This window comes from Psychrobacter faecalis (genome assembly GCF_016107575.1).
Classification (GTDB): Bacteria; Pseudomonadota; Gammaproteobacteria; order Pseudomonadales; family Moraxellaceae; genus Psychrobacter; species Psychrobacter faecalis.
Genome location: NZ_JABAST010000022.1, coordinates 25,291 through 48,239, shown reverse-complemented (window position 1 = coordinate 48,239; position 22,949 = coordinate 25,291). Strand labels below are relative to the sequence as shown.

At 43.7% G+C, this 22,949-nt stretch carries 18 protein-coding genes and 3 tRNA genes; 10 read left to right on the top strand and 11 right to left on the bottom strand.

The window, feature by feature from the left end; translation table 11 throughout:
* Window positions 1–241: 241 nt before the first annotated feature.
* The 5 genes from JFC07_RS08375 to JFC07_RS08355 all read right to left on the bottom strand — a co-directional run bounded on the left by JFC07_RS08375 (window position 242) and on the right by JFC07_RS08355 (window position 3,941).
* A tRNA-His gene (locus JFC07_RS08375) sits at window positions 242–317 on the bottom strand.
* A 39-nt stretch (window positions 318–356) separates the two neighbouring features.
* Window positions 357–433: transfer RNA gene (locus JFC07_RS08370), tRNA-Arg, on the bottom strand.
* A 108-nt stretch (window positions 434–541) separates the two neighbouring features.
* Window positions 542–618 (bottom strand) — tRNA-Pro (locus JFC07_RS08365).
* Between the two features lie 242 nt (window positions 619–860).
* Window positions 861–2,480, bottom strand: coding sequence for an McrC family protein (locus JFC07_RS08360; RefSeq protein WP_082894337.1), 1,620 nt, complete (start codon window positions 2,478–2,480; stop codon window positions 861–863).
* Window positions 2,481–2,498: 18 nt separating this feature from the next.
* Window positions 2,499–3,941, bottom strand: a complete 1,443-nt coding sequence (locus JFC07_RS08355) for an McrB family protein (protein ID WP_226928765.1) — start codon at window positions 3,939–3,941, stop codon at window positions 2,499–2,501.
* 337 nt (window positions 3,942–4,278) lie between these two features.
* On the opposite strand from JFC07_RS08355, the gene JFC07_RS08350 reads away from it, so the two are divergent.
* Window positions 4,279–5,034 (top strand): DUF4442 domain-containing protein, encoded by a 756-nt coding sequence (locus JFC07_RS08350; protein ID WP_102077048.1) that lies wholly within the window; start codon window positions 4,279–4,281, stop codon window positions 5,032–5,034.
* Window positions 5,035–5,108: 74 nt separating this feature from the next.
* A complete protein-coding gene (locus JFC07_RS08345) occupies window positions 5,109–5,603 on the top strand; it encodes a RidA family protein (protein ID WP_102077047.1) in 495 nt (164 codons plus the stop codon).
* Window positions 5,604–5,726: 123 nt separating this feature from the next.
* On the opposite strand, the gene gspE is transcribed toward JFC07_RS08345, so the two are convergent.
* Together gspE and tnpB are read right to left on the bottom strand one after the other, a co-directional pair.
* Window positions 5,727–7,283 (bottom strand): type II secretion system ATPase GspE, encoded by a 1,557-nt coding sequence (gspE, locus tag JFC07_RS08340; RefSeq protein ID WP_193030072.1) that lies wholly within the window; start codon window positions 7,281–7,283, stop codon window positions 5,727–5,729.
* Between the two features lie 242 nt (window positions 7,284–7,525).
* Window positions 7,526–8,677 (bottom strand): IS200/IS605 family element RNA-guided endonuclease TnpB, encoded by a 1,152-nt coding sequence (gene tnpB / locus JFC07_RS08335; protein WP_193030070.1) that lies wholly within the window; start codon window positions 8,675–8,677, stop codon window positions 7,526–7,528.
* 380 nt (window positions 8,678–9,057) lie between these two features.
* On the opposite strand from tnpB, the gene JFC07_RS08330 reads away from it, so the two are divergent.
* Entirely contained in the window at window positions 9,058–9,897 is an 840-nt protein-coding gene (locus JFC07_RS08330; RefSeq protein ID WP_193030068.1) for a thiazole synthase, read from the top strand.
* 259 nt (window positions 9,898–10,156) lie between these two features.
* Window positions 10,157–11,596 (top strand): WS/DGAT/MGAT family O-acyltransferase, encoded by a 1,440-nt coding sequence (locus JFC07_RS08325; protein WP_193030066.1) that lies wholly within the window; start codon window positions 10,157–10,159, stop codon window positions 11,594–11,596.
* Between the two features lie 50 nt (window positions 11,597–11,646).
* Here JFC07_RS08325 and JFC07_RS08320 read toward each other — a convergent pair whose 3' ends face one another.
* Window positions 11,647–12,474: an inositol monophosphatase family protein gene (locus tag JFC07_RS08320; protein WP_068406329.1), complete on the bottom strand. Its 828-nt coding sequence runs from the start codon at window positions 12,472–12,474 to the stop codon at window positions 11,647–11,649.
* Between the two features lie 263 nt (window positions 12,475–12,737).
* Complete coding sequence (gene dxs, locus JFC07_RS08315) at window positions 12,738–14,786, bottom strand: 1-deoxy-D-xylulose-5-phosphate synthase (RefSeq protein WP_198328841.1); 2,049 nt, start codon at window positions 14,784–14,786, stop codon at window positions 12,738–12,740.
* A gap of 531 nt (window positions 14,787–15,317) precedes the next feature.
* Here dxs and ribA point away from each other — a divergent pair.
* From ribA to JFC07_RS08300, 3 genes are all read left to right on the top strand, one after another.
* A complete protein-coding gene (gene ribA / locus JFC07_RS08310) occupies window positions 15,318–16,001 on the top strand; it encodes a GTP cyclohydrolase II (protein ID WP_068406328.1) in 684 nt (227 codons plus the stop codon).
* Window positions 16,002–16,019: 18 nt separating this feature from the next.
* On the top strand, window positions 16,020–17,027 hold the full coding sequence (gene hemF / locus JFC07_RS08305; protein ID WP_068406326.1) for an oxygen-dependent coproporphyrinogen oxidase: 1,008 nt from the start codon (window positions 16,020–16,022) through the stop codon (window positions 17,025–17,027).
* Window positions 17,028–17,517: 490 nt separating this feature from the next.
* The gene (locus JFC07_RS08300; protein WP_198328840.1) at window positions 17,518–17,988 is read left to right on the top strand and encodes a c-type cytochrome; all 471 of its coding nucleotides are present in this window, start codon (window positions 17,518–17,520) and stop codon (window positions 17,986–17,988) included.
* 77 nt (window positions 17,989–18,065) lie between these two features.
* On the opposite strand, the gene gloA is transcribed toward JFC07_RS08300, so the two are convergent.
* Together gloA and JFC07_RS08290 are read right to left on the bottom strand one after the other, a co-directional pair.
* Window positions 18,066–18,635 carry a lactoylglutathione lyase gene (gene gloA / locus JFC07_RS08295; protein ID WP_227678278.1) on the bottom strand — a complete coding sequence of 190 codons (570 nt, stop codon included), beginning with the start codon at window positions 18,633–18,635 and terminating at the stop codon, window positions 18,066–18,068.
* A 131-nt stretch (window positions 18,636–18,766) separates the two neighbouring features.
* Entirely contained in the window at window positions 18,767–19,405 is a 639-nt protein-coding gene (locus tag JFC07_RS08290) for a carbonic anhydrase (RefSeq protein ID WP_198328839.1), read from the bottom strand.
* A 464-nt stretch (window positions 19,406–19,869) separates the two neighbouring features.
* On the opposite strand from JFC07_RS08290, the gene potA reads away from it, so the two are divergent.
* Genes potA through potC form a run of 3 tightly spaced genes read left to right on the top strand, consistent with a single transcriptional unit; the run spans window position 19,870 to window position 22,870 of the window.
* Entirely contained in the window at window positions 19,870–21,144 is a 1,275-nt protein-coding gene (gene potA / locus JFC07_RS08285; RefSeq protein WP_144297835.1) for a spermidine/putrescine ABC transporter ATP-binding protein PotA, read from the top strand.
* Complete coding sequence (gene potB, locus JFC07_RS08280; protein WP_198328838.1) at window positions 21,144–22,052, top strand: spermidine/putrescine ABC transporter permease PotB; 909 nt, start codon at window positions 21,144–21,146, stop codon at window positions 22,050–22,052. The genes potA and potB overlap by 1 nt, the downstream gene beginning before the upstream one ends.
* Entirely contained in the window at window positions 22,052–22,870 is an 819-nt protein-coding gene (gene potC / locus JFC07_RS08275; protein ID WP_198328837.1) for a spermidine/putrescine ABC transporter permease PotC, read from the top strand. Before potB ends, potC begins: the two co-directional genes overlap by 1 nt.
* The last annotated feature ends 79 nt before the right edge of the window (window positions 22,871–22,949 follow it).

The window sequence follows — 22,949 nt, the reverse complement described above, 5'->3', positions numbered from 1 at the left end:
TTTGGTCGGTGGATAAAAACTTTGATGCTAGCGCATCTAGGTCTTTTTTTCACCTTGCATTTGGTATTGCACTTCATGTGTTAATCTAAGAATTAAAACAGCAGGCTAGTTCGCATATCATCATAACTTAAAAAGTATGCATTGATATAAAACAAACAGGCACAAAAAAATGCCAGTAAAGGCAAGCAGTGTTATTTTGATATTTTTGAATTTAATAAGGAAGGAGATGCAGAATAAAATATGGGGCGACTGATGGGACTCGAACCCACGACAACCGAGATCACAACCCGGGGCTCTACCAACTGAGCTACAACCGCCATAACTATTGCCTGATAAGGCAAGATTGACAGGCTAAATGGTGCGCCTGGCAGGATTCGAACCTGCGGCCACCTCCTTAGAAGGGAGATGCTCTATCCAGCTGAGCTACAGGCGCTCTTAGAGGACTTTTATATATTTTGATTGGTTTATCATATCAGAAATATCTAACATAAAAACAATATCATCATACATAAAAAAAAGCCTGTAAGGCTCTTTAAATAGATGGTCGGAGTGATAGGATTCGAACCTACGACCCTCTGGTCCCAAACCAGATGCGCTACCAAACTGCGCCACACTCCGAAATTCTCTATTATCTCGATAATTTGTTACTTAACTTGTTGTTGGTAATACCGCTAACTTGTTAATATTCCTCGCTATCGAGGTGCACATATTAAGGGGTAAAGCCGATTGTGTCAACACCTATTTTTGATTATTTTAAAGAATCGTTAAATTCTTTCAAAAATGCGCCATTTTTATAACAATGGCGGCGTCGCAACGTTGGTTTTTTACTGACCTTAATACTACATTGCCAACAGCGCTTATTATACTACATTCAAATCTGGAAGCAAGTCACCGTTTACTTTTCCGGTCAGCACATTAAAGGGTATCAGCCATAATTTGGCATGATTGGACGGCTTTTTGTAGCTTTTATCATTGTCTGCGTCATTATAAGCTTGTTGCTGGAGCAGGATTGGTTGTCTGCTATCGTCCTGTACCGGATAAACCAGCCAGCCCTGCTCGGCGTGATAAGCCTGCGCGTAACTGCTCAACTGATAGGCGTCGCCCGCACTTATCGCCCCTGCATGCGGTAAATGCTTCCATTTAATATCAATCACATGGCTATAATTGCCTGATTGGGGTGAGTGAGCAGAGGTATGCGTTTCTGATTTTACGTCATCCTCACCCAGCGCTTTAATGTTAGGTCCAGTCTGCAAATGAGCACTTTTATAAATCAATAAATCAGGACGAATGGACAAACACGCCTGCCCTTTTACATCATGTAGCCACACTCGCTGTGCTTGAAACAAAGGCTTATAAGCCAAATCAATTTGCTGAAACTGGGCCGCTATGCGCAGGCTTGTCCATTGCTCGAACGCTTGATTCATATCAATCAATAAACATAGGCGCGGTTGTGCGGCGTTTTGCTTGGCTAATGTTTGCGGCTTAATGCCATTGCCAGTATGAGCGTCAGATTGCTGCAAGAGCCAATAAGCTAAGTCCAATAACTGCTGCGCCGCTTGTAATTGCTGCCGAGATAAAGGCTGCAGTGCCAATTGCCGCTTTGCTTGCTGATAAAAAGACTCAAGCCGCTGCAACTCATAACGACTTAACACTGCTACTTGTCGCCACTGCTGTAATGCGGGCAGTGACATTGATGGCGGAGATAACGGAGTAAGTAAATTCAGCGCGCTTTTAATCAAGCGATTACACAGCATCTCTTGGCTCAGTACACTGCTTTCACAGACAAACTTATGCGGCTGCATGCTGTTATGGCGTAATTGCTCTTTAATCAGCAAACGACCTTGTAACGCTGCTTGGTTATGGATTTTCGCCTGATAGTGCTTCGTCGGCTGATAATGCGCCAAACGCTGTAAAAACTGCGCAATCAGCCAGTCAGATAATGGCATTGCTTTAGTCGGTAGCGCTGCTAACTGATTGCTAAATTGGCCAAAGTTTTTTGTATTAGGAAGCTTATTTTTATCATGACTGCTGGTTAAATCTGCCAGCATATTCTGCACCCATTGCCGCGTTTGATTGATGTCATTGGTTTTAGCTAAACCGTATGGCTGTGACGAATTATGTTTGCTAGACGTTTTTGCTATTAACTTGGGCAACATCTCAAGTGACATCCCACTTGGCAATAAAATAATACCAATATAATGGCCGACTTTTAGTTGCCATTGTCCTTGCTGACGTTTAATGCTAAAAACGGCAAACTCTTGCACCATTAGCCAATGAAAGTCCGCTACGTGCGCAAAATCATGGGCTGTTAAACGTTGATGCTCAAACACCGTAATAATATTAGCATTAAGTGCAGCCGCATTGACGTTATTAGCAATACTCGCACTATTACTATTGGCACTATTATTATTGCCACTATTAACGTTATGATTAATGTCGCTGCCTATCGCTTTGCTCTCAGACTGTAATACTCTACTCATCACAAGCTAGCCACCTTGTTAATATAAACGCTGATAGACAAACGGCTTGGCAAACTCAGCAGTATTATTGATTAAATCGGCATTAATTTTATAACTGCCACTACTCATAGACTGGCCGAGCAATGAATGCTGGTCGGCAAACATTGGATTTGAATTATTAGGACTGACTAAGTTATTGGCATTATCAAACAGCGCTTGGCTATCTTGTATAAACTTCGCGCTTAGGGGCTGCTGCTCATCTTGAAAGATATATTGCAAAACAGTGACTTGCCCGCCCGCTGCTTGTGCCAATTGCGGAATGATTTGTTCAATCAGTGCCGTTTGCAAGTGCTCAAGACTGTCTACTGACCATAAAAACGCATGACCTAATTGTGCCTCTGCACCAAGGGTTTGCGTAATACGGTGATTTAAACCGGTTAAGAGTTTCGCCAAATCTATTGTTTCTTCTGACTTAAACGCTTCTGTATTATCAGCTTTTAAGTCTTGATTGAGATAAATAACAGGTAATAATTCCGACTGCGGCGGACAATCAATAAAGCGAAAACGCCGCCGTAATGCCATATCAAGCGGCGTTAATGAATGGTCTTGGGTGTTCATGGTGGCATAAATATCAACGTTGGCAGGGACGCTAAAGGTTCGCCCTGAATACGCCAAATTAACCGTCATCGCATTTGCCATGCTAGCGCGTTTATCGGGTTCAATCAAACTTAATAGCTCGCCAAAGACCCGTGACACGTTAGCACGATTGACCTCATCAATCAGCATCGCATAACGCTGCTCAGGATTATTGGCAGCGCGTTGGCACAATTTCAAAAACGCACCATCTTGCACGTCATAACTCATTTGAGATGAGCTATTTTCTGTATGATCGGATGACGCCATCACCGGACGGATACCTTCAACAAATTCCTCATAACCATAGGCTTGATGAAAGCTGACCATACTAAAGCGCTGCTGACGGAACTCTTTATTTTGGCTATTATTCTCGCGCTGCGCCTGTTGAAACTCAGCTAATTGCTGCGCTAAATCACTTAACAAATCTATACTTTCTGGCAGTAAATACCATGCGCCGCTATTATCTTTATCAAAATAGGCTTGGCTGGCGCGGTTTTTATAACTCACCGTTTGTGAGCTCATAGACGTGTGCATTTGCAGCACAGACCAAGCGGTATTGCTTAAGTTTTTCTCGCGCGCATTTTGCGCCGCTTTATTGACAAAAAACTCATGATTGACAATTTCTGGTACCTTGACCAAGTCCTGTTTTTTCGACTTAAAATCCAAAAATATTAAGCAAACCACGTCACGCCAGCTTAACGGCTGCAAAAGTTGTCTCAATAATTCTTTGTCATTTATCTTTGGTAAGTAGTCAGTATATTGCTGTGCGATTTGGAGCAAGCGATAGGTTTTACCTGTACCAGCAACGCCTGTATAGATGATATTGGTTGGTTTGGAAGGAGACATATTTGGCATGACCTTATCTAGCATGGCATTGTCGAACATGAGAAAAAAACGGCAAAATAGTTGAAATGTGCTAAAACCTGACGATCATAACGTGGCTCGCTAAAATTAAACGAGCTAACAAAAATGGCATTATTTCTCATACCTAAGATACCGTTACGTTAGTCATATTTTATACGCGCGGCAGTTCATGTTAATAATGGTAGCGATACGGCACTTAATGTACCATAACTAACATCGTTGCTAAGATAAAAGAATTCGCTAACTTATCAATCATCTCAATATTTTTTATCGCACTAGTAAAACACTGTAAATCCCACTTTAACTTGAGGAATGTTGTATGTCAGGATTATTAAAAAAACTCCCTAGCAAATTGAGCAATAAACTGCCAACCAAAGTCTCTGACAACACCAAAATGCTAGACGAAAAACCAAATAGCCCATTAAAACCCATCAGCAACCAATTTACCAAACTGCTATCTGTCACCAAGTTTCTGCCTGCGGCCGCGCGCGCCAGCATTTTATCGAAAGCCTTTGGTAAAGTGGTGCCGTACGTGGGCACAACAGGTATTTATTATGAGCACGTCGATCCCAATCAAGTGGTGGTCAGCTTAAATAACACCAAAGCGGTGCAAAATCATATTGGCTCGGTTCATGCGGTTGCTATCACCTTACTTGCGGAAACCGCAACAGGGTTTATTTTGGGTTTAAACCTACCCTCTGATCGCGTATTATTGATTAAGTCTTACTCGGTGAATTTTTATCGCCCGATTAAAAAAGGTCAAATCGCCGCGGTGGCATCATTATCTGACGAGCAGCGCTTAGATATTTTAAATACGCCAAAAGGTGAGATGGTCATACCGTGCGTGATTCATGACCGTGAGTCCGATAACGACCGTGATCCTATCGTCGTTGAGATGACATGGGCTTGGATACCCAAATCTGAGCTAGAAGCGCGTCGTCAAGGTAAAGCTGCTAAAACGCTAGAAAATAAGCAAAATGACAATGAAAAAACTGAAAGTGAGCAGCCTAAAGCCGAGCTAAACGAAAGTGAAGCAAGCAACAAGCACTCAACGCAAGAACTAGAAAGCAATTAATTTCACTTTGTTAAAAAAGTAAGTAACTACCAAAAAATGGATTTAAGAAATACCACAATAATAAGGAGACAAGTATGTCTAGATATATCGATAAACTGACGACTCAATTATCTAAAGTAGTGCTGATTAGCGCCTGTTCGTTAGGCTTAGGTTTCGCCGTTAGTGCTAATGCCGCGCCAGCGACCAATAACGCAACCATTACCAAATCTAGCCCAGTATTTCTCGGCGACGGCGGTAACTATCCGTTTTCGGAAGCGGTACGGGTCGGCGATACGCTCTATATGTCAGGACAGATTGGTTTTAAAGACGGCAAATTGGTCAAAGGCGGCGTCAAAGCGGAAGCCAAACAAGCGCTCGATAATATCCATGAAACCTTGTTAAAGTACGGCTACCAAAAATCAGACATCGTCAAATGTATGGCGATGCTGACTGATATGGATGACTTTGATGACTTTAATAAAATCTATAAAGCAGAATTGGCTAAGCCTTATCCGGTACGCTCAGCTTTTGGTGTCGCAGAGCTGGCAGCGGGCGCAAGTGTTGAAATTGAATGTATCGCCGCAAAATAGCAGCGCTATTACAAATAAACCAAACTGACTTTTTGATTAGCGGTTATTGAGCCAATTGCACCGACTTTTGACTCAATAACCGTTTTGCTTTATACAATCGTTTTTCTTTATACTATCGTTTTTTTATACAATCATAGCGTCATCAGTTAGGGCGCTTTCTTTGGTTACCCGCAGCACTTCTTCTAACGTCGTCCGACCCTCTATGACTTTGCGTAGTCCATCAGCACGTATCGATGGCGTTTGCTGACGGGCGTATTCTTCTAGCTCGTACTCGGCAGTATTACTATGAATCATCCGGCGCAAGGTATCGTCAATCGGTATCACTTCATAAATTGCCGTCCGCCCTCTGAAGCCTGAATTATTACATTTATCACAGCCCACTGGTTTCGGCAAATTAATAATATTCTCTTTTAATTTTTCAGTAGCCGTATTTTTAGCATTTGCCGCAATACCAATTTCAGTAAATAATTTGGCTTGTTCATTATCGGCAGCTTGCCAGCTATGACAATGTGTGCATAACGTCCGTACCAAGCGCTGAGCGACGACACCAATCAGTGAGGACGATAATAAAAATGGCTCTACGCCCATATCCTGCAAACGCGTGACCGCACCGATGGCGGTATTGGTATGTAGCGTTGATAATACCAAATGCCCTGTCAACGATGCTTGCACGGCAATTTCAGCGGTTTCTAAATCACGAATCTCACCTACCATCACCACATCTGGATCTTGTCGCAACATGGCACGCAGGCTCTTAGCAAAGGTCATATCGACTTTATTATTAACCTGCGTTTGCCCAATACCATCGAGCTGAAATTCAATCGGATCTTCAGCGGTCAAAATATTACGGGTTTGATCATTCAAATCCGTTAGTGCCGAATATAACGTGGTGGTTTTCCCCGAACCCGTCGGTCCAGTCACCAAAATAATGCCATGTGGACGATGGATTAAGCGCTTAAGCTCGCTATAGTCATTATCAGATAGACCGAGATACGTCATATTGAGACGACCCGCTTGCTTGTCTAATAAACGCATGACCACGCGCTCACCAAAGCTCGATGGCAAGGTCGATACCCGTACATCGACCTCGCGCCCTGCCAGCCTTAAACTGATGCGACCATCTTGCGGCACACGCTTTTCGGCGATATCTAGCTTAGCCATGACCTTGATACGCGAGACCAGTAACGGCGCCAATTGACGCTTGGGGGTAATAATTTCTTTGAGCTCACCATCGACACGAAAGCGTACCACTAAGCGTTTTTCAAAAGTTTCAATATGGATATCTGAGGCATTTAGACGAATCGCTTCAGACAACAACGCATTAATCAGACGAATAATCGGCGCATCGTCTTGTTGATCCATCAAATCTTCCGTTTCAGGAACGCTATCGGCCAAGCTATCGAGGTCAGGATGGTCTTCAAGCCCAGCGGCAATATGCTGCGACTCACCCGTATTACCCGCATAAGCAGCATTCATGCGTTTTTCGAAATCTTCAATGCTGATACTTTCATAATTTGGCACACCGCGTACGCCTTGCTGCTGTAAAAAGCGCACCGCCTCATTAATGGCGGACAATGGCGTAGTTTTGGTCAACACCAAGGTCGGCGGCAACTCAGGATCAATAGCAAGAATGGCCAAAATTTGATGGCGTTTTGCAAAACTGTACGGCAGCTGCAGCATAAAGACGACCTAGTGAGTGGTTAATTTAAAAAAGAACTTAAAAAACAGCTTATAAAATAACTTTGAAAACAGTCTTGAAAACACAATCTAATACATGCCAAAAAACACTACTGACCTGACTATTTAAAGCCGCCTGCCTAAATCGTTAAACTGGATGAACTACCCACTACCTTAGAGGTAGGGTTTCTTAGGTAATACTCATACTTGTTACGGCATTCTGTATCAGCGGTTAGGTACATTGACTAAGCTAACTCCGTCGCACCGACGGTTTTGAGTGTGGTCAGTTTCAAACCCTCATTGAGAATGTTGATACTGGCGTTAATGTCCCGATCATTGGTTTGCAAACAACTAGGGCAATCCCATGATCGCAATGACAAGGGTAATTCAGCCTTGGTCAACAAGTGGTTGCAGCCTGAGCAGATTTTAGAGGATGGATACCATCGGTCTATTTTAACAAGCGTTTTGCCATACCATTCCGCTTTATAAGCAAGCATGGTGGTGAATGTTGACCATGAACTGTCTGATATAGCTTTGGCGAGTTTATGGTTCTCAACCATACCCTTGACGTTTAAATCCTCTATGGCAATCACATCGTGGTTTTTGATGAGATTAAATGAGAGTTTGTGTAGAAAGTCAGTGCGGCTATTGGTTATTTTCTCATAAACTTTAGCAACTTTAAATTTCTGCTTTTGATAATTACGACTGTCACTCAGTTTGCGATTAGCAACTTTGGCAATTGCTCTACGTTTGGCTAAAATCTTTTGTGCGCGAGCTAATTTGTCTTGCAACTTCGATAAAAACTTAGGATTAGCTACTTTAGTTCCGTCCGATAAGACGATGAAGTCAATTAATCCTAAATCAATACCGATGTTAGAGTGTGTTTTTGGTAGTGGTGTGGCAATGGTTTTAACCAATAAGCTGACATAGTATTTGCCTGATGGAGTTCTACTGATGGTAGCGCTCTTAATCAAACCGTTTATTTTATTCGGGAATTTAGCGGAGATATGGCCAATCTTAGGCAGTTTAACGGTGTTGTTTGTGATCGCCACTGTGCCCTTTTGGTTGTTTGTGATGTAGCTATCGCGTTGCCCTTTTTTCTTGAACTTGGGAAAGCCTGTGCCGTTTTTAAAGAACGACTGATAGGCTTTTTGCAAATGACGCTCAACTTTAGACAGTGCCAGGCTATCGACCTCTTGTAGCCACTCAAACTCTTTTTTATACTGAGCAGGGTAGTTTTTGAGGGTTGTTTTAGTTTCTTTATAGTGCTCAATCTTATCGCTAAGCATCTTATTCCACATAAAGCGCACACAGCCGAATGACTTGGCAAAGAATACTTGCTGGTCAATGGTCGGATATAGTCTGACTTTATGGGCTTTTAGGATTTGCTTTGGCATCGCTGCTTGTTGTTAATAAGTGGTATGATTATTAATTATAATACCATAGGTAGTAAGGACTGCTACCAATAACGCATTCATCTCGCTACTTTAGAAGTAGGGGCTTTCTGCGCGGTTTTTGGTAAAGATTGTCAGTAAGCGCGTATGAGTTTGTTATAATAACATTTTGTTTTAAGCAAGTAGCAAGGCTTTGCTTGGATTTATGACTTTGCTTTTAAAGCAGTTATATTATTAGCATTTAACATCGCAAGCCTTTGGCCACATAACGCCTATTTACGTTTTGCCTCTACTACTATTTAATAAAAACTCTCATTAAACACAGTAACAAACTTAATAACCTCGTTAGTCACTTTTGTCAGCCCGCTATTAGGATTATCCTTATGTCACAAGCCGCAAATACTCCTGCCAATGTTCAATCATTTTCACAAAATGCCTTATCTAATGATACCTTTACGGTTGGTAGTCGTACATTCTCTTCTCGATTGTTGGTCGGTACTGGTAAATATAAAGACATGGCTGAGACGGGTGCGGCGATTGGCGCGTCAGAAGCTGAGATTGTCACCGTTGCTATTCGCCGTACCAATATTGGTCAAAATAGCAATGAGCCAAATTTATTAGATGTGATTTCACCGGATAAATATACCATCTTACCCAATACCGCAGGCTGTTTTGATGCCGAAACCGCGATTCGGACGTGTAAGCTTGCTCGCGAGCTATTAGGCGGGCATAATCTGGTGAAGCTAGAAGTATTAGGCGATGAAAAAACCCTTTATCCAAACGTGATGGAAACTCTAAAAGCCGCCAAGGTGCTAATCGATGATGGTTTTGAAGTCATGGTTTATACCTCTGACGACCCCATCGTCGCTCAAGAATTAGAGAGCATGGGCTGTGTGGCGATCATGCCGCTTGGTAGCTTGATTGGTTCTGGTCTTGGTTTGCTTAATCGCCATACCTTAAGCCTTATTATTGAAAATGCTAAAGTACCCGTATTGGTTGATGCTGGCGTCGGTACCGCTTCTGATGCCGCGATTGCGATGGAGCTTGGTTGTGATGGCGTGCTGATGAACTCAGCGATTGCCAATGCACAAAATCCCGTGTTGATGGCGCAGGCCATGAAACATGCTATATGGGCAGGGCGTCAGGCGTTCTTAGCAGGTCGTATGCCGATGCGCAAAATGGCCGCTGCCAGTTCACCGCAGACCGGCTACTTCTTTCAGTAGTTTTTAGCTTAGATTTTTCAAGTTGAATCCTGCAGGGCAAACTTTCTAGCTTAAACCTTTAAAAGCACGGCTTAACACATAATGAAATAATAAAAATCCCGTGCGCCATGCTTTTTATATTAAGATATTTTTGTGACTACTTTTAGGTTTTTAATCGTTTTTGCTATATTTTTTAGTTTTACTATGCTTTACCTTTGCCTAACTGAATACTTATATAATTTATTGCCGTTTTTTATTCATCGTCATAAAAGGATTTATTATGCGACTTCTCACAGCAGTCGACCAGTTGTTCTTACTTCTTGAGTCGCGTAAACAACCCATGCATGTTGGGGGTCTATTTTTATTCGAATTGCCAGAAAATGCGGACAGCAGTTTTGTTTGTCAATTGGTCAAACAAATGCAACACTCTGAGGTGCCGCCGACCTTTCCTTTTAACCAAGTGCTTGAGCATTTGATATTTTGGAAAAAAGACAAACACTTTGATGTTGAGCATCACTTGCACCATGTAGCGCTACCACAGCCCGCGCGTGTACGCGAGCTTTTGATGTACGTATCAAGAGAGCATGGTCGCCTGTTAGATCGGGCAATGCCGCTATGGGAATGTCATGTTATTGAAGGAATTGAGCCAGAAAGCGAAGGCGCGCCTGAACGTTTTGCCTTATATTTTAAAATCCATCATTCGCTCGTTGATGGCATCGCTGCCATGCGCTTGGTCAAAAAATCCTTATCGCAATCGCCAACCGAACCGGTGACGCTACCGATTTGGTCACTAATGGCACGTCATCGTAACCAAGTCGATGCGATTTTGCCGAAAGAGCGTTCGGCGCGGCGCATTATCAAAGAGCAAATATCAACCATTAAACCGGTATTTACAGAATTGCTCGATAACTTAAAAAATTTCGGTGATGACAGTTATGTCAGTACCTTTGCAGCGCCGATGAGTGTGCTTAATAAACGCATTTCAGCCTCGCGGCGCATCGCCGCGCAGTCCTATGAGATACAGCGCTTTAATGATATCGCTGAGCGCTTAAATATCAGTAAAAACGATGTGGTGCTTGCCGTTTGTGCTGGCGCTATTCGCCGTTATCTCCTGTCGATAGATGCGCTACCAAGCAAGCCTTTGATTGCTTTTGTACCCATGTCATTACGTACCGATAATAGCGTGGCGGGCAACCAGTTGTCATTTGTTCTTGCCAATTTGGGCACGCATTTAGACGATCCACTCAGCCGCATCGAGCTGATTCATCGCAGTATGAATAACGGCAAACGCCGATTCCGCCGTATGAATCAAGCGCAGGTTATCAATTACAGTGTGATTTCTTATGCGTGGGAAGGTATCAATTTGGCAACTGGGCTGTTTCCGAAAAAACAGGCCTTTAACCTGATTATCTCCAACGTCCCTGGGTCAGAAAAGCCGCTATATTGGAACGGCGCGCGTCTGCAATCTTTGTATCCGGCATCGATTGTGTTCAATGGACAAGCGATGAATATCACTCTCGCCAGCTATTTGGATAAGATTGAATTTGGCATTACCGCTTGCAGTAAAGCTTTACCGCATGTACAAGATATGCTCGTCCTCATAGAAGAAGAGTTGCAACTATTAGAGCGCACCAGTAAAGAGCTTGAATTTCAAGGCATTACGGTGACAGATAAAAGTAACGACAAGAAAAGCGGCAAAACAAAAAAGCTGGCGCCATAATGGAACCAGCTTTTTCAATATTAATTTTCTAAATCTTTAATAAGTTAAAACTACAAAATATCGCCCCACGTTGGGACAACCACTTGCATTAACGGTTTTAGTAATTTAACGTTACAAGCAAAGATAGAGCCTGAGGTCATTGAGTTGTGCGCGCCTGTATGGTCAACGACCACGCCGCGTGCTTCGGTCACGATAAGCTCACCAGCAGCAATATCCCACGGCTTAATAGACATCTCAAAATAACCGTCAAAACGACCAGCTGCTACATAGCATAAATCTAGCGCGGCTGAGCCTAAACGGCGAATTTGACCGCCCGCTTCAGAGATTTTTTGTAAGCTTTCAAAATGCTGCTTGGCATAAGAGATGACTTCGCCATTGCGTTTACGCTCAAGCGGATGACCGGTGGTAAATAGGCCGCCGTCGATGGTTTTACGCTCGCTCACTTGCATACGGCGATTGTTTAAACGCGCGCCTTTACCACGGCTAGCCGAGAACATCTCATCACGCACAGGGTCATAGATGACGCCGTGCTGGGTCACGCCTTTATGTTGCACCGCGATAGAAACACAAAACTGCGGTACGCCATGGACGAAGTTTTTAGTGCCATCTAGCGGATCAATAATCCAGCACCAATCCGCATCTTCACCGCGACCTTCTTGCATACCAAACTCTTCACCCAAAAACGAGTGATTTGGATAGCTGGCTTTTAAAGTCTCAATCGTCAGCTCTTCACTGAAACGATCAATGCGCGTGACCAAACCATCAAGTCCTTTTGACTCAATATCTAGCTCGATTTTGTGGCGGTTTTGATGCGCATATAAAATCTCTTTACCGACTTTTTCAGCAGCACGCGCTGCGATAACGACCATGGGTTCCATAAATAACCTATTTGCTTGATGAATGAATACTACTTAAAAGATGTGACTGATAAAATGTACAAAAAATAAAAGCCGCTTAAAATTAAATCAGATTAATAACTCATGAAACCATCGCCGCCTAGCGAACCAAATAAATGATTGCCAGCAGTAGTGCCGCCCAAGTTGTCAAATAATTCACACCTACGGCAAGTAGGCGAGGTTTAAGCAAAAATGCTTTATTTTTCAATCTGCTATTTTAGCAATTTTTTTTGAGTGATAGGATTTTATTTTAGCAATTGCTGCAGCTGGCTGACGACCCCTGCAACATCCAGACCACAATCAGCCATTTGTTCTGTTGGCGAACCATGAGCGATAAAGCGATCAGGTATACCAATATTACAGATTACTGGGCGGCTATTTTTAAAGGCTATTGATTCGTTAAGTAAATATTCATTGATTGCACTGCCCGCGCCGCCCATAATCGTATGCTCTTCTAAAGTAGCGATATGGGTAACGCCTTGCTCGATTAAGCTTTCAAGCAAGTGCGTATCTAATGGTTTCACCCAGCGCATATTCACCACATGTACTTGGCAGTCTGTTTCTGTATTATCGTTAATCAGGCTTACTGCCGCTTGCTGAGCCGTCGCCACCATGGTACCAAAGGCTAATAATGCCAACTTATTAGGTGCGTTATCTTGACCTAAAACTGACTCTACTACCGCTTTACCAATGGAAAAAACCTGTGCGGGCTGAGTAATCGTCGCGCCAACGCCAACTCCGCGCGGATAGCGCACAGCCGTACAGCCTTGATATTCATAGCAAGTATTTAGCAAGTGATAACATTCGTTTTCATCTTTTGGCGCGGCAATCAGCATATTCGGTACGCAGCGTAAAAAGGCAAAATCAAACACACCGGCATGGGTAGCACCATCTTCACCAACTAGACCAGCGCGATCAATAGCAAACATCACATCAAGATTTTGTAGCGCCACATCATGAATGAGCTGATCGTAACCGCGCTGCAAAAAGGTTGAATAAATGGCGACGATTGGTTTGACGCCTTGGGTCGCCATGCCGCCTGCTAACGTTACCGCGTGTTGCTCAGCAATCGCTACATCAAAAAAGCGCTTAGGAAATTGACGGGCAAACTCAATCATACCCGAGCCTTCTTCCATGGCTGGGGTAATGGCAAGCAATTTCTCGTCAGTAGCAGCTTTATCACATAAGAACTGACCAAAGACTTGCGAGTATTTTAATAGCGGTGTACTCGATGCTAAGCTATCGGTTGGGGCTTTCTTCTCGCTATCTTCAGCAGGCAATCTACTGATAGCATGATAGCCAACTGGATCTAATTCAGCAGGCGCAAACCCTTTACCTTTGGTGGTATAGATATGCACCAACACTGGGCCTTTTAATTGCTTGGCAAGCGATAGTACGCGCAGTAGCTCAGGGATATTGTGGCCATCAAACGGACCGAAATAAGTAAAACCAATGGCTTTAAATAGATTGTCTTCTAATTGCGGCACATCGCGCAGCTCGTTATGACGTTTACGGCGGTCGTAGGCTTGCATGTCAGGACGCTGGCATAATATTGGCTCGCCAGCATCAGAGATATCAACCTGATAGCCTGACTCCCACAATGTCGCTAAATGCCGTGAAAAACCACCAATCGAGCAAGATATCGACATGTCGTTGTCGTTTAAAATGACCAGCAAATCCGCATCTTGTTGGACGGCGTCATTCATCGCTTCAAACGCCATGCCGCCGGTCATTGCGCCATCACCTATAATACATGCAACCGTTTGCGCGCGGCCTTGATAGCGTAGCGCCAGGCTCATGCCAAGACCCGCCGAAATAGACGTCGATGAATGCCCAACGCCAAAAGTGTCATAAACCGACTCGGCGCGTTCTGGAAAAGCGGTCAAACCATCTTTTGCGCGAATAGTACCAAGCTTTTCACGGCGACCCGTCAACACTTTATGGGCATAGGCCTGATGACCGACGTCCCAAACAATCTGATCTTGGGGCGCATCTAACAGATAATGCAGGGCAATGGTCAACTCAATGACGCCTAAATTGGCCCCGAAATGACCGCCACTTTGACCAGCTGAATAAAGCAGAAAAAGCCGTAGCTCATCCGCCAAGGTAATGAGCTGACTTTCGCTAAACGCTTTTAAATCAATCGGGGCGTCTACTGTATCAAGTAGCGGCGTATGCGGACGCTCACGTGGAATCACTGCATAAGTTTTTTGCAGGTGCGATAGCGATGCAGCAGAATCAATGGCTGACGCAGATGATGACTTAGACTGTGGGGAATGAGGTGACTGCTGCATAAAACGTACGATACCTACCAATCTGCTAACAAGATGCTACCTTAAATGCTAGCTAGCATCTAAGTGGCGTTAATAATAGTGCGGACATTATAAATCAACAAATGTCATCGACTATATGTTTATTGATACAGCGCTTAAAATAGCTGTGAATAACGATTTAAAATAAAACAAACTTTCAAAATTTAGAACTTTCAATTTTATAGACATTTTAAAATGAGACTATGTCCTCATATAAAATATTATAGCGCCTGCTAATTTTGCTTTCATATTGAGCGCATATTGGGCGACAGTGACGACATAGTAATGCAAGGGCTAAGACTTGTCACTGTATCCGTCAAAATAGTATGGCATAATAGCATTTATTTTTAATTGTCGCTTTAATCATCGTGCGCCGTCTGTGAACTTTGTGTGTATTTCCACCAAACAGCTTTCGTATGCTATTTTAGTTAGCAGCGCTTATGTCACACCTTTATTATTATAAAACTTTAACCGACCGCTAGCGTCACGATGATCGGCTTATGCAGGACATTAATGTCATATCAATTTATCACCAATGCCAAACTACCGACTCGTCACGGCGAGTTTGATATTCATATCTTTGAAAATGCAGACGGTCAAGAGCATGTGATGCTTACTGTCGGTTTACCTGTGGCCAATCAAACTGAGGTTTTAAATCAGCAGGACACGGCATCAATCGAAGACAGTCAGACGTCAAAAGAAGCGCTCATTCCGCTCATTCGCATTCATTCGGAATGCTTGACGGGTGATGCTTTTAGCTCATTAAAATGCGATTGCGGTCCCCAGCTTAATACCGCGATGCAGGCGATACAAGAAACCGGCTGCGGGGCGATATTATACTTGCGTCAAGAAGGACGCGGCATTGGCTTGACCAATAAAATCCGTGCTTATGCCTTGCAAGATCAAGGGCATGATACGTTAGATGCCAATCTTATGTTGGGTTTACCGGCTGATGCGCGCGTTTATGATATGTGCGGGCCGATGCTTGCTCATGTCGGCGTCGATAGCGTGCGCCTGATTACCAATAATCCCGATAAAGTGGCTTACTTAACCGAGCATGGTATTAATGTCGTCGAGCGCGTGCCGTTATTGGTTGGGGTGAACGATATGAATGCTGAGTATCTCGCGACCAAACGCGACCGCATGGGCCATCTGCTCGATAAAGATTTCAATACCGCCTTACACCTTAATAAATAGTAAATAATTAGATATTTTATGACCATACCAAATATAGACAATCATGACAATTTGCCAGAGACCAATTCTGCCGTGACGCCAACCCACAATGACATCACGCGCGTGCGTGAGTTTTTGGTGGATCTGCAAGCGCGTATCTGCCAAGCGTTAGAGTCGCAAGAGCGCGACGGCAGCAGCAATGATCAGCCGGCAACCTTTGTACCTGACGATTGGGAACGTCCTGAGGGCGGCGGCGGCCGTTCTTGCGTGCTCGCAGGTGGTGAAGTGATTGAAAAAGCGGGCGTGATGTTTAGCCATATTCATGTGCATAACCTGCCCGCTTCCGCAACTGCGCGGCATCCTGATATCGCTGGCCGTAAAGCGCAAGCGATGGGCGTTTCATTGGTAGTGCATCCTAAAAACCCCAATGTGCCAACCAGCCATGCCAACGTGCGTTTATTCGTTGCTGAAGCCGAGGGCGAAGACCCGATTTGGTGGTTTGGGGGCGGTTTTGATTTGACGCCGTTTTATCCGGTGCTTGCTGACTGCGTACATTGGCATCAGGTTTGTCGCGACCTGTGCGCGCCGTTTGGCGACAGCGTCTATCCTGACTTTAAACAATGGTGTGACGAATACTTCCATCTGCGCCATCGTAATGAGCAGCGCGGTATCGGCGGCCTATTTTATGACGACGTCAATACCGAGAGCCGCGGTTGGGATTTTGATACCTGCTTTAAATTTATGCAAGCGGTCGGTAATGGTTATCTTGAAGGTATATTGCCAATTTTTGAGCAGCGTAAAAACACCCCTTATACCGAAGCACAACGTGAATTTCAGCTTTATCGCCGCGGACGCTACGTCGAATACAACCTTGTTTATGACCGTGGCACTCTATTTGGACTACAAAGTAATGGACGCATTGAGTCCATCTTAGTCAGTATGCCGCCGCTTGCCAGCTGGCATTATCGCTTTGAACCTGCCCCCGGCACGCCTGAGTTTGAATTGACCGATTTTTATCTAAAACCGCGTGATTGGTTGACTTTATAGTCTTCATTGGCATAATAAGCCGCAGACAGCGTTTTGGTTCTTGGATAAACAGCCTATTTGCTCTCTTTAAAATTTCAGAAAAACACTATCAAGGTCAGCGTTACTGCTGACCTTTGTTATTTACTGTTTTTATTTAAGAGTAGCTAAACTGTTAAACAGGGCATTTTGACTTTTAGCTTATAAAACGCGCTTTGGCGAACATTCATAGCTGATTAAAATGCCATTACAAAATGACATTACAAAAAGGTACTTTATTATCCTACTTTATTTTAGCCTGTTGAGGTTTAATTAATAGCAATATGGGTTTAAAGCGTTATAGATTTAAAGTCATGTTGGTTTAACAGGCTATATGGTAAAAGACCAGAACTTAGCTGTCTTTAACATTTAGAACAACCACATAATATTCAATTCATAGTAGCAATATAACAGGTGGCGAGCACGCAAGTGCTTCGGCACCTTTTTATTAGCCACGTATAAAGGAGCAATACAGATGGCACAGGTTTCTAATAATAAATCATTCAAGTCTATCGTCGGCGTAACGTTGATAGCAGCCGCCTTAGGTCTAACAGCTTGTAGTACGCCAGTTGATCCTGACGTCAAAGCGCGTCAAGACACCATGAAAAGCTGGGGCGATGCGATGGGTATCATGGGTGATATGGCTGAAGCGCCTGATACCTTTGATGCCGAAGTCTTTAAAGAACAAGCGGCATTTTTAGCAAAAGACTCTGCCAATCCTTGGAGCCACTTTGAAAACCAAGAGGCCACAGGTAATGCTACTGAAGCGGTTTGGAGCAACGTTGACGGTTTCCGCGCTGAAGCTGATGACTTCCAAAAAGCCACTGCCAACCTAAATGCAGCGGCACAAACTGCAACCAGTGTCGATCAAGTTTTGCCTGCGCTTGGGCAAGTCGGTGACAGCTGCAAATCATGCCATACCGATTTTAAAGTGAAAAAAGACTAACGAGTATTCATTTTCAAATATAAGAAAGCCGCTATTGTTCATATAGCGGCTTTTTTATTGGTTAAAGAGTAAGTTATTTAACCCATTAAGTCGGCTTGGACGATTTCAATCCAGTAGCCGTCAACATCTTTGATAAAGGCGATATTTTTCATGCTACCGTCTTCTGGACGTTTTTTAAACTCGACGTTGTTTTGATCAAACCAAGCAACCGCTTCGTCAAGACTTGGCACACTAAAGCAGATATGACCAAAGCCTTGTGGTTCACCATTGCCATCATGGTAACTAAAGTCCGCTTGGGTTTCGGTACCGTAGTTATGAGTCAGCTCTAAAATACCGCGCTGACGGAAGGCGAAAATTTCTAAATCGTCACCCGCTGGCAAATTTTCCCGCTCGCTGTCAGTCAACTTGGCCAAGAAATATAAATCAAAACCCATCGCAGGGAATTTTTTTACCGCCAGTAACGTCATGCCTAAAATACCCGTATAAAAGGCCAATGATTTAGCAGGGTCTTTGACACGTAACATGGTGTGGTTAAAGGTATAACCTGCGGTCTGCGCTGAAATTGGCTGCACGCCTTCTGCTTTTACGCTGCTTTCAGGCTGAGCCATACTGTCTTTATTAGCATCTAAATTTGTTAAATCCGTCATAATTTTCTCATATCTAAGTGTTTTTAATTATCTCTTATCAATCGTTAACGTTAATAGCGGATACCTTCATAATTCATTCGTCGCCACTATTTTAGTCGTTAAATGATAAGAAATTTAATAGTAAACAACGATTAAGTATCTAAAAAGCGTACTTTTCCAGTCTCTAAATTGTATTCAGCGCCAACGACGAGTAGCTGACCGCTACTGGTTAAATCTTCTAGCGCGCGCGAACCATGCTTTAATTGGCTGACCGACATGCGTACATTGGCACGAATAGAGCGATCAACCAATTCATCCGCATCGACATCTTGTCCGTTGGCCGTTGCCAGCTCATGTAAGTTATAGACACTTGGGCGAATACGATCGACGATTGATTGTAAATTTGGCGAATAGTTTTGCTCAGGATTGATCAGCGCATCGACGCAAGCGGTCACCGCTCCGCAATGCGAATGCCCAAGCACTACCACCAGTTTGGTGCCAAATTTTTCTGCCGCAAATTCAATCGAACCGATTTGAGATGGCGCAACCACATTACCCGCCACGCGTATGACAAACAAATCGCCCAAACCTTGGTCAAACACAATCTCAACCGGGACGCGGGCGTCCGAGCAACCCAAAATAATCGCTAATGGGTCTTGATCGCTGATCAGTTCGGGACGTTTTTGCATGCAAGGGTCAGTGCTGGTCAGACTTTCTACGTAGCGTACATTACCTTCTTTGAGTAGTGCCAGTGCTTCTTGTCCGGTTTTTGGGCGGTTACTGTTAGACATAAGGGGTCCTTGTTTATCAAAATGGTTTAAATTATAAATTGCGCTAGCATTCTGTTTTCTACTTTAAGATACAGCTTTCAGCTATGCTTATCTTTTAAGCTTATCTCTTAAACTTAGCCGTTTGCTATTGCAAATATCCTTGTATGTGGCACACATAAAATTATTGTAGCGCAAGCAAGGCAAAAAAATGGTAAAAATTCTTTATTGTAAGATGGCAGCATTGCAAGCCAAAGCATTTCAAGACAAGAAATTTGCAGTCAAGCATTTAGCTCATTATTTTTTTAACAACCTAAACCAACCGATAACGAACTTGCACTGACTTATAACAAGGGTTTGTTATAATATTCAGCAACCAGATTGTATATATAGCCAACGCTTATCGCCAGACTTAACAACATGCAAATTGCTGCCAGTCACTAGTATTTTAGTGCTGCTGCGCATTTGGTGTTTTAGGAATCAACCTTATGACCGAAACGAATGTAAACCTGCAAACTGCGCCTTTGTCGCCTAATAGTGACAAGGCGCTGCTGCAACTGACTGGTCTCCAAAAAATTTATGATCAAACCGAAGTGTTAAAGGATATTAACCTTGATATTGAACATGGCGAATTTATCACCTTGCTTGGGCCATCAGGCTGCGGTAAGACGACTTTGCTGCGATTAATTGCGGGTTTTGAGCAGCCAAATGCAGGGGCGATTTATCTTGATGGCATGCAAATGGCAGGCTTGCCAGCGGATAAGCGTCCGGTCAATACTGTGTTTCAGCAATATGCGTTATTTCCACATATGACGGTGGCGCAAAACGTCGCTTATGGGCTTAAACTCAAAAAAGTGCCAAAAGATGAGATACAAACGCGGGTACGTGAGATGCTGGCGATGGTACAACTTGAACACCTTGCCAATCGCAAACCACAAGATTTATCCGGTGGTCAGCAGCAGCGGGTGGCGATTGCACGTGCGGTGATCAATCGTCCTAAGCTATTATTGCTCGACGAGCCCTTATCGGCGCTCGACCATAAATTGCGTTTGCAAATGCAATCTGAGCTTAAACGTCTACAACGTGAGCTTGGCATTACCTTTGTCTTTGTCACCCACGATCAAGAAGAAGCGCTGTCGATGTCGGATCGCATTGCGGTAATGAAAGACGGCAGATTTCAGCAAATTGGTACGCCCATCGAGATTTATGAAACCCCTGCCAATCTCTTTACCGCCAAATTTATCGGTGAAACCAACTTGTTTAAAGCGGAAGTCAAAGGCGTTTACCCTGAGCAGCCCGATCGTGATGGGCGCGTGACCAATGGCCGTATTGAGGTCGAGGTCTGCGAAGCACAAGCGCAAGAGGGGCCGACGACCTTACGCAATCTGCGCCGCCCTGACTTTGCCAATGACGTGCAAGTTGGTGATATCGTTAACTTACTATTGCGCCCTGAAGATTTACGCATTTATGACCCCAATGATAAAGAACATGGCGGCTTACTGGGGCGGGTGATTGAAAGTAATTATAAAGGCAGTACCTTAGACTCGATTATTGAGCTAACCAACGGCCATATTATTAAAGCCTCGGAGTTCTTTGATGAAGACGACCCAAGTTTTGATTATAAGCTTAACGAAGGCGTTAAAGTATCGTGGGTCGATGGCTGGGAATGGGTGTTGCCAGAAGAAGATACGCTTGCTAGCGGCATTGATAACGGGATAAACAATAGCCCTAGTAAATTAGCTGCCCAAAAGGATATCAGCTAATGGCGCGTCCTAACGTAGGTAATAAAAAATCAAGTCATAAAAACTTGAGCAATAAAAGCCCTTTTCGTACCGCAACGCTATGGCTAATTTGGGGTTGGCTGCTCATCTTTGCGCTATTGCCAAATATACTGGTGATTGCCGTCAGCTTTTTGACCCGTGATAGCACCGCTTTTATTAGTTTACCGGTCACTCTCGACAGTTACGTGCGCATGATTGACCCGCTTTATTTTGATGTCTTTGTGCATTCATTATGGATGGCGGGCATTACCACAGTCATTTGCTTATTACTTGGCTATCCCTTTGCTTGGTTTGTTTCTCGAGTGGATAAACGCTGGCAGCCACTATTGATGCTTATGCTGATATTGCCATTTTGGACCAACTCTTTGGTGCGGACTTATGCGCTAAAACTATTATTTGCCAGCAATGGTTTGATTAATAAATCCTTATTAACACTTGGTATTATCGATGCGCCCATTGATATTCTATATACCCAAGGCGCGGTTATTGCCGGTTTAACCTATTTGTTATTTCCCTTTATGGTGCTGCCACTGTATGCGGTATTCAGTGATTTGCGTAATGATATGCTGCTTGCCTCGCAAGATTTGGGTGCTTCAAAGCGCCAAACCTTTTGGCACGTGGTATTACCCTTAACCACACCGGGGATTATCTCCGGGGTGCTGTTGGTACTACTACCAGCGATGGGGATGTTTTATGTCGCCGATATCTTGGGCGGCTCACGTAACTTACTCGTTGGTAATATTATCAAAAACCAGTTTTTAGATGCGCGTGATTGGCCGTTTGGTGCCGCCGCCAGTGTGCTATTGACCCTTGCGATGGCGGTATTATTACTCGCTTATCGCGCCAGTAGCCGCCGTATTGGCAAGACTGACTTTAACGAGGTGGCCTAATGTCTGATAGTTCACTGAATAGCACTCCAATTAAAAATAAACGCTCTATCAAATTAGGTAATATTGCCGCCAAAGGCTATCTTGGTCTGATTTATATTTTATTATACCTGCCCATCATTGTTTTGGTGGTGATGTCATTTAATAAATCAAAAATTGGTTATAACTGGGGCGGCTTTAGTTTAAAGTGGTACGAGTCGCTACTGAATAATCAAGCCATGCTTGATGCCTTTTGGCACTCTATTGTTTTAGGCTTGGTTGCGGCTACGGTTTCGACCGTTATCGGTACATTAACGGCGCTTGCGCTGCATCGCTATGACTTTCGCGGTAAAGGGCTGCTCAATGGCCTGTTATTTGTGCTGATGATGTCACCTGAAATTGTCCTAGCGATATCGCTATTGGCGCTGTTTTTATTAATCGGCCTGCAGCTTGGTTTTGTCTCGCTATTACTAGCGCACATTACTTTCTGCCTACCGTTTGTCGTTATCACTGTGTTTGCGCGTTTAAGCAGTTTAGACGAGCGTTTGATGGAAGCGGCGCGAGATTTAGGTGCTAGCGAATCAACAATGGTACGTACGGTGTTGATTCCAGTAATTTTTCCTGCGGTGATGGCTGGCTGGTTACTTGCCTTTACCTTATCGCTTGATGATGTGGTGGTATCGACCTTTGTGACCGGTCCTAGCTATGAGATTTTACCGCTCCGTATTTATTCTATGGTGCGCGTGGGACTTAAACCTGAGGTCAACGCGATTGGGACCATTTTATTGGTCGCTTCATTAGTTTTAGTGGTTATCTCGCAATTACTGCTGCGTCGGCGCTAGTTTTAATTTTTACGGTAAAATAATGGCAATGTAATTTTAGGCAAAAAGCGCCTATGATTTTCCAAGATTATAAACACCT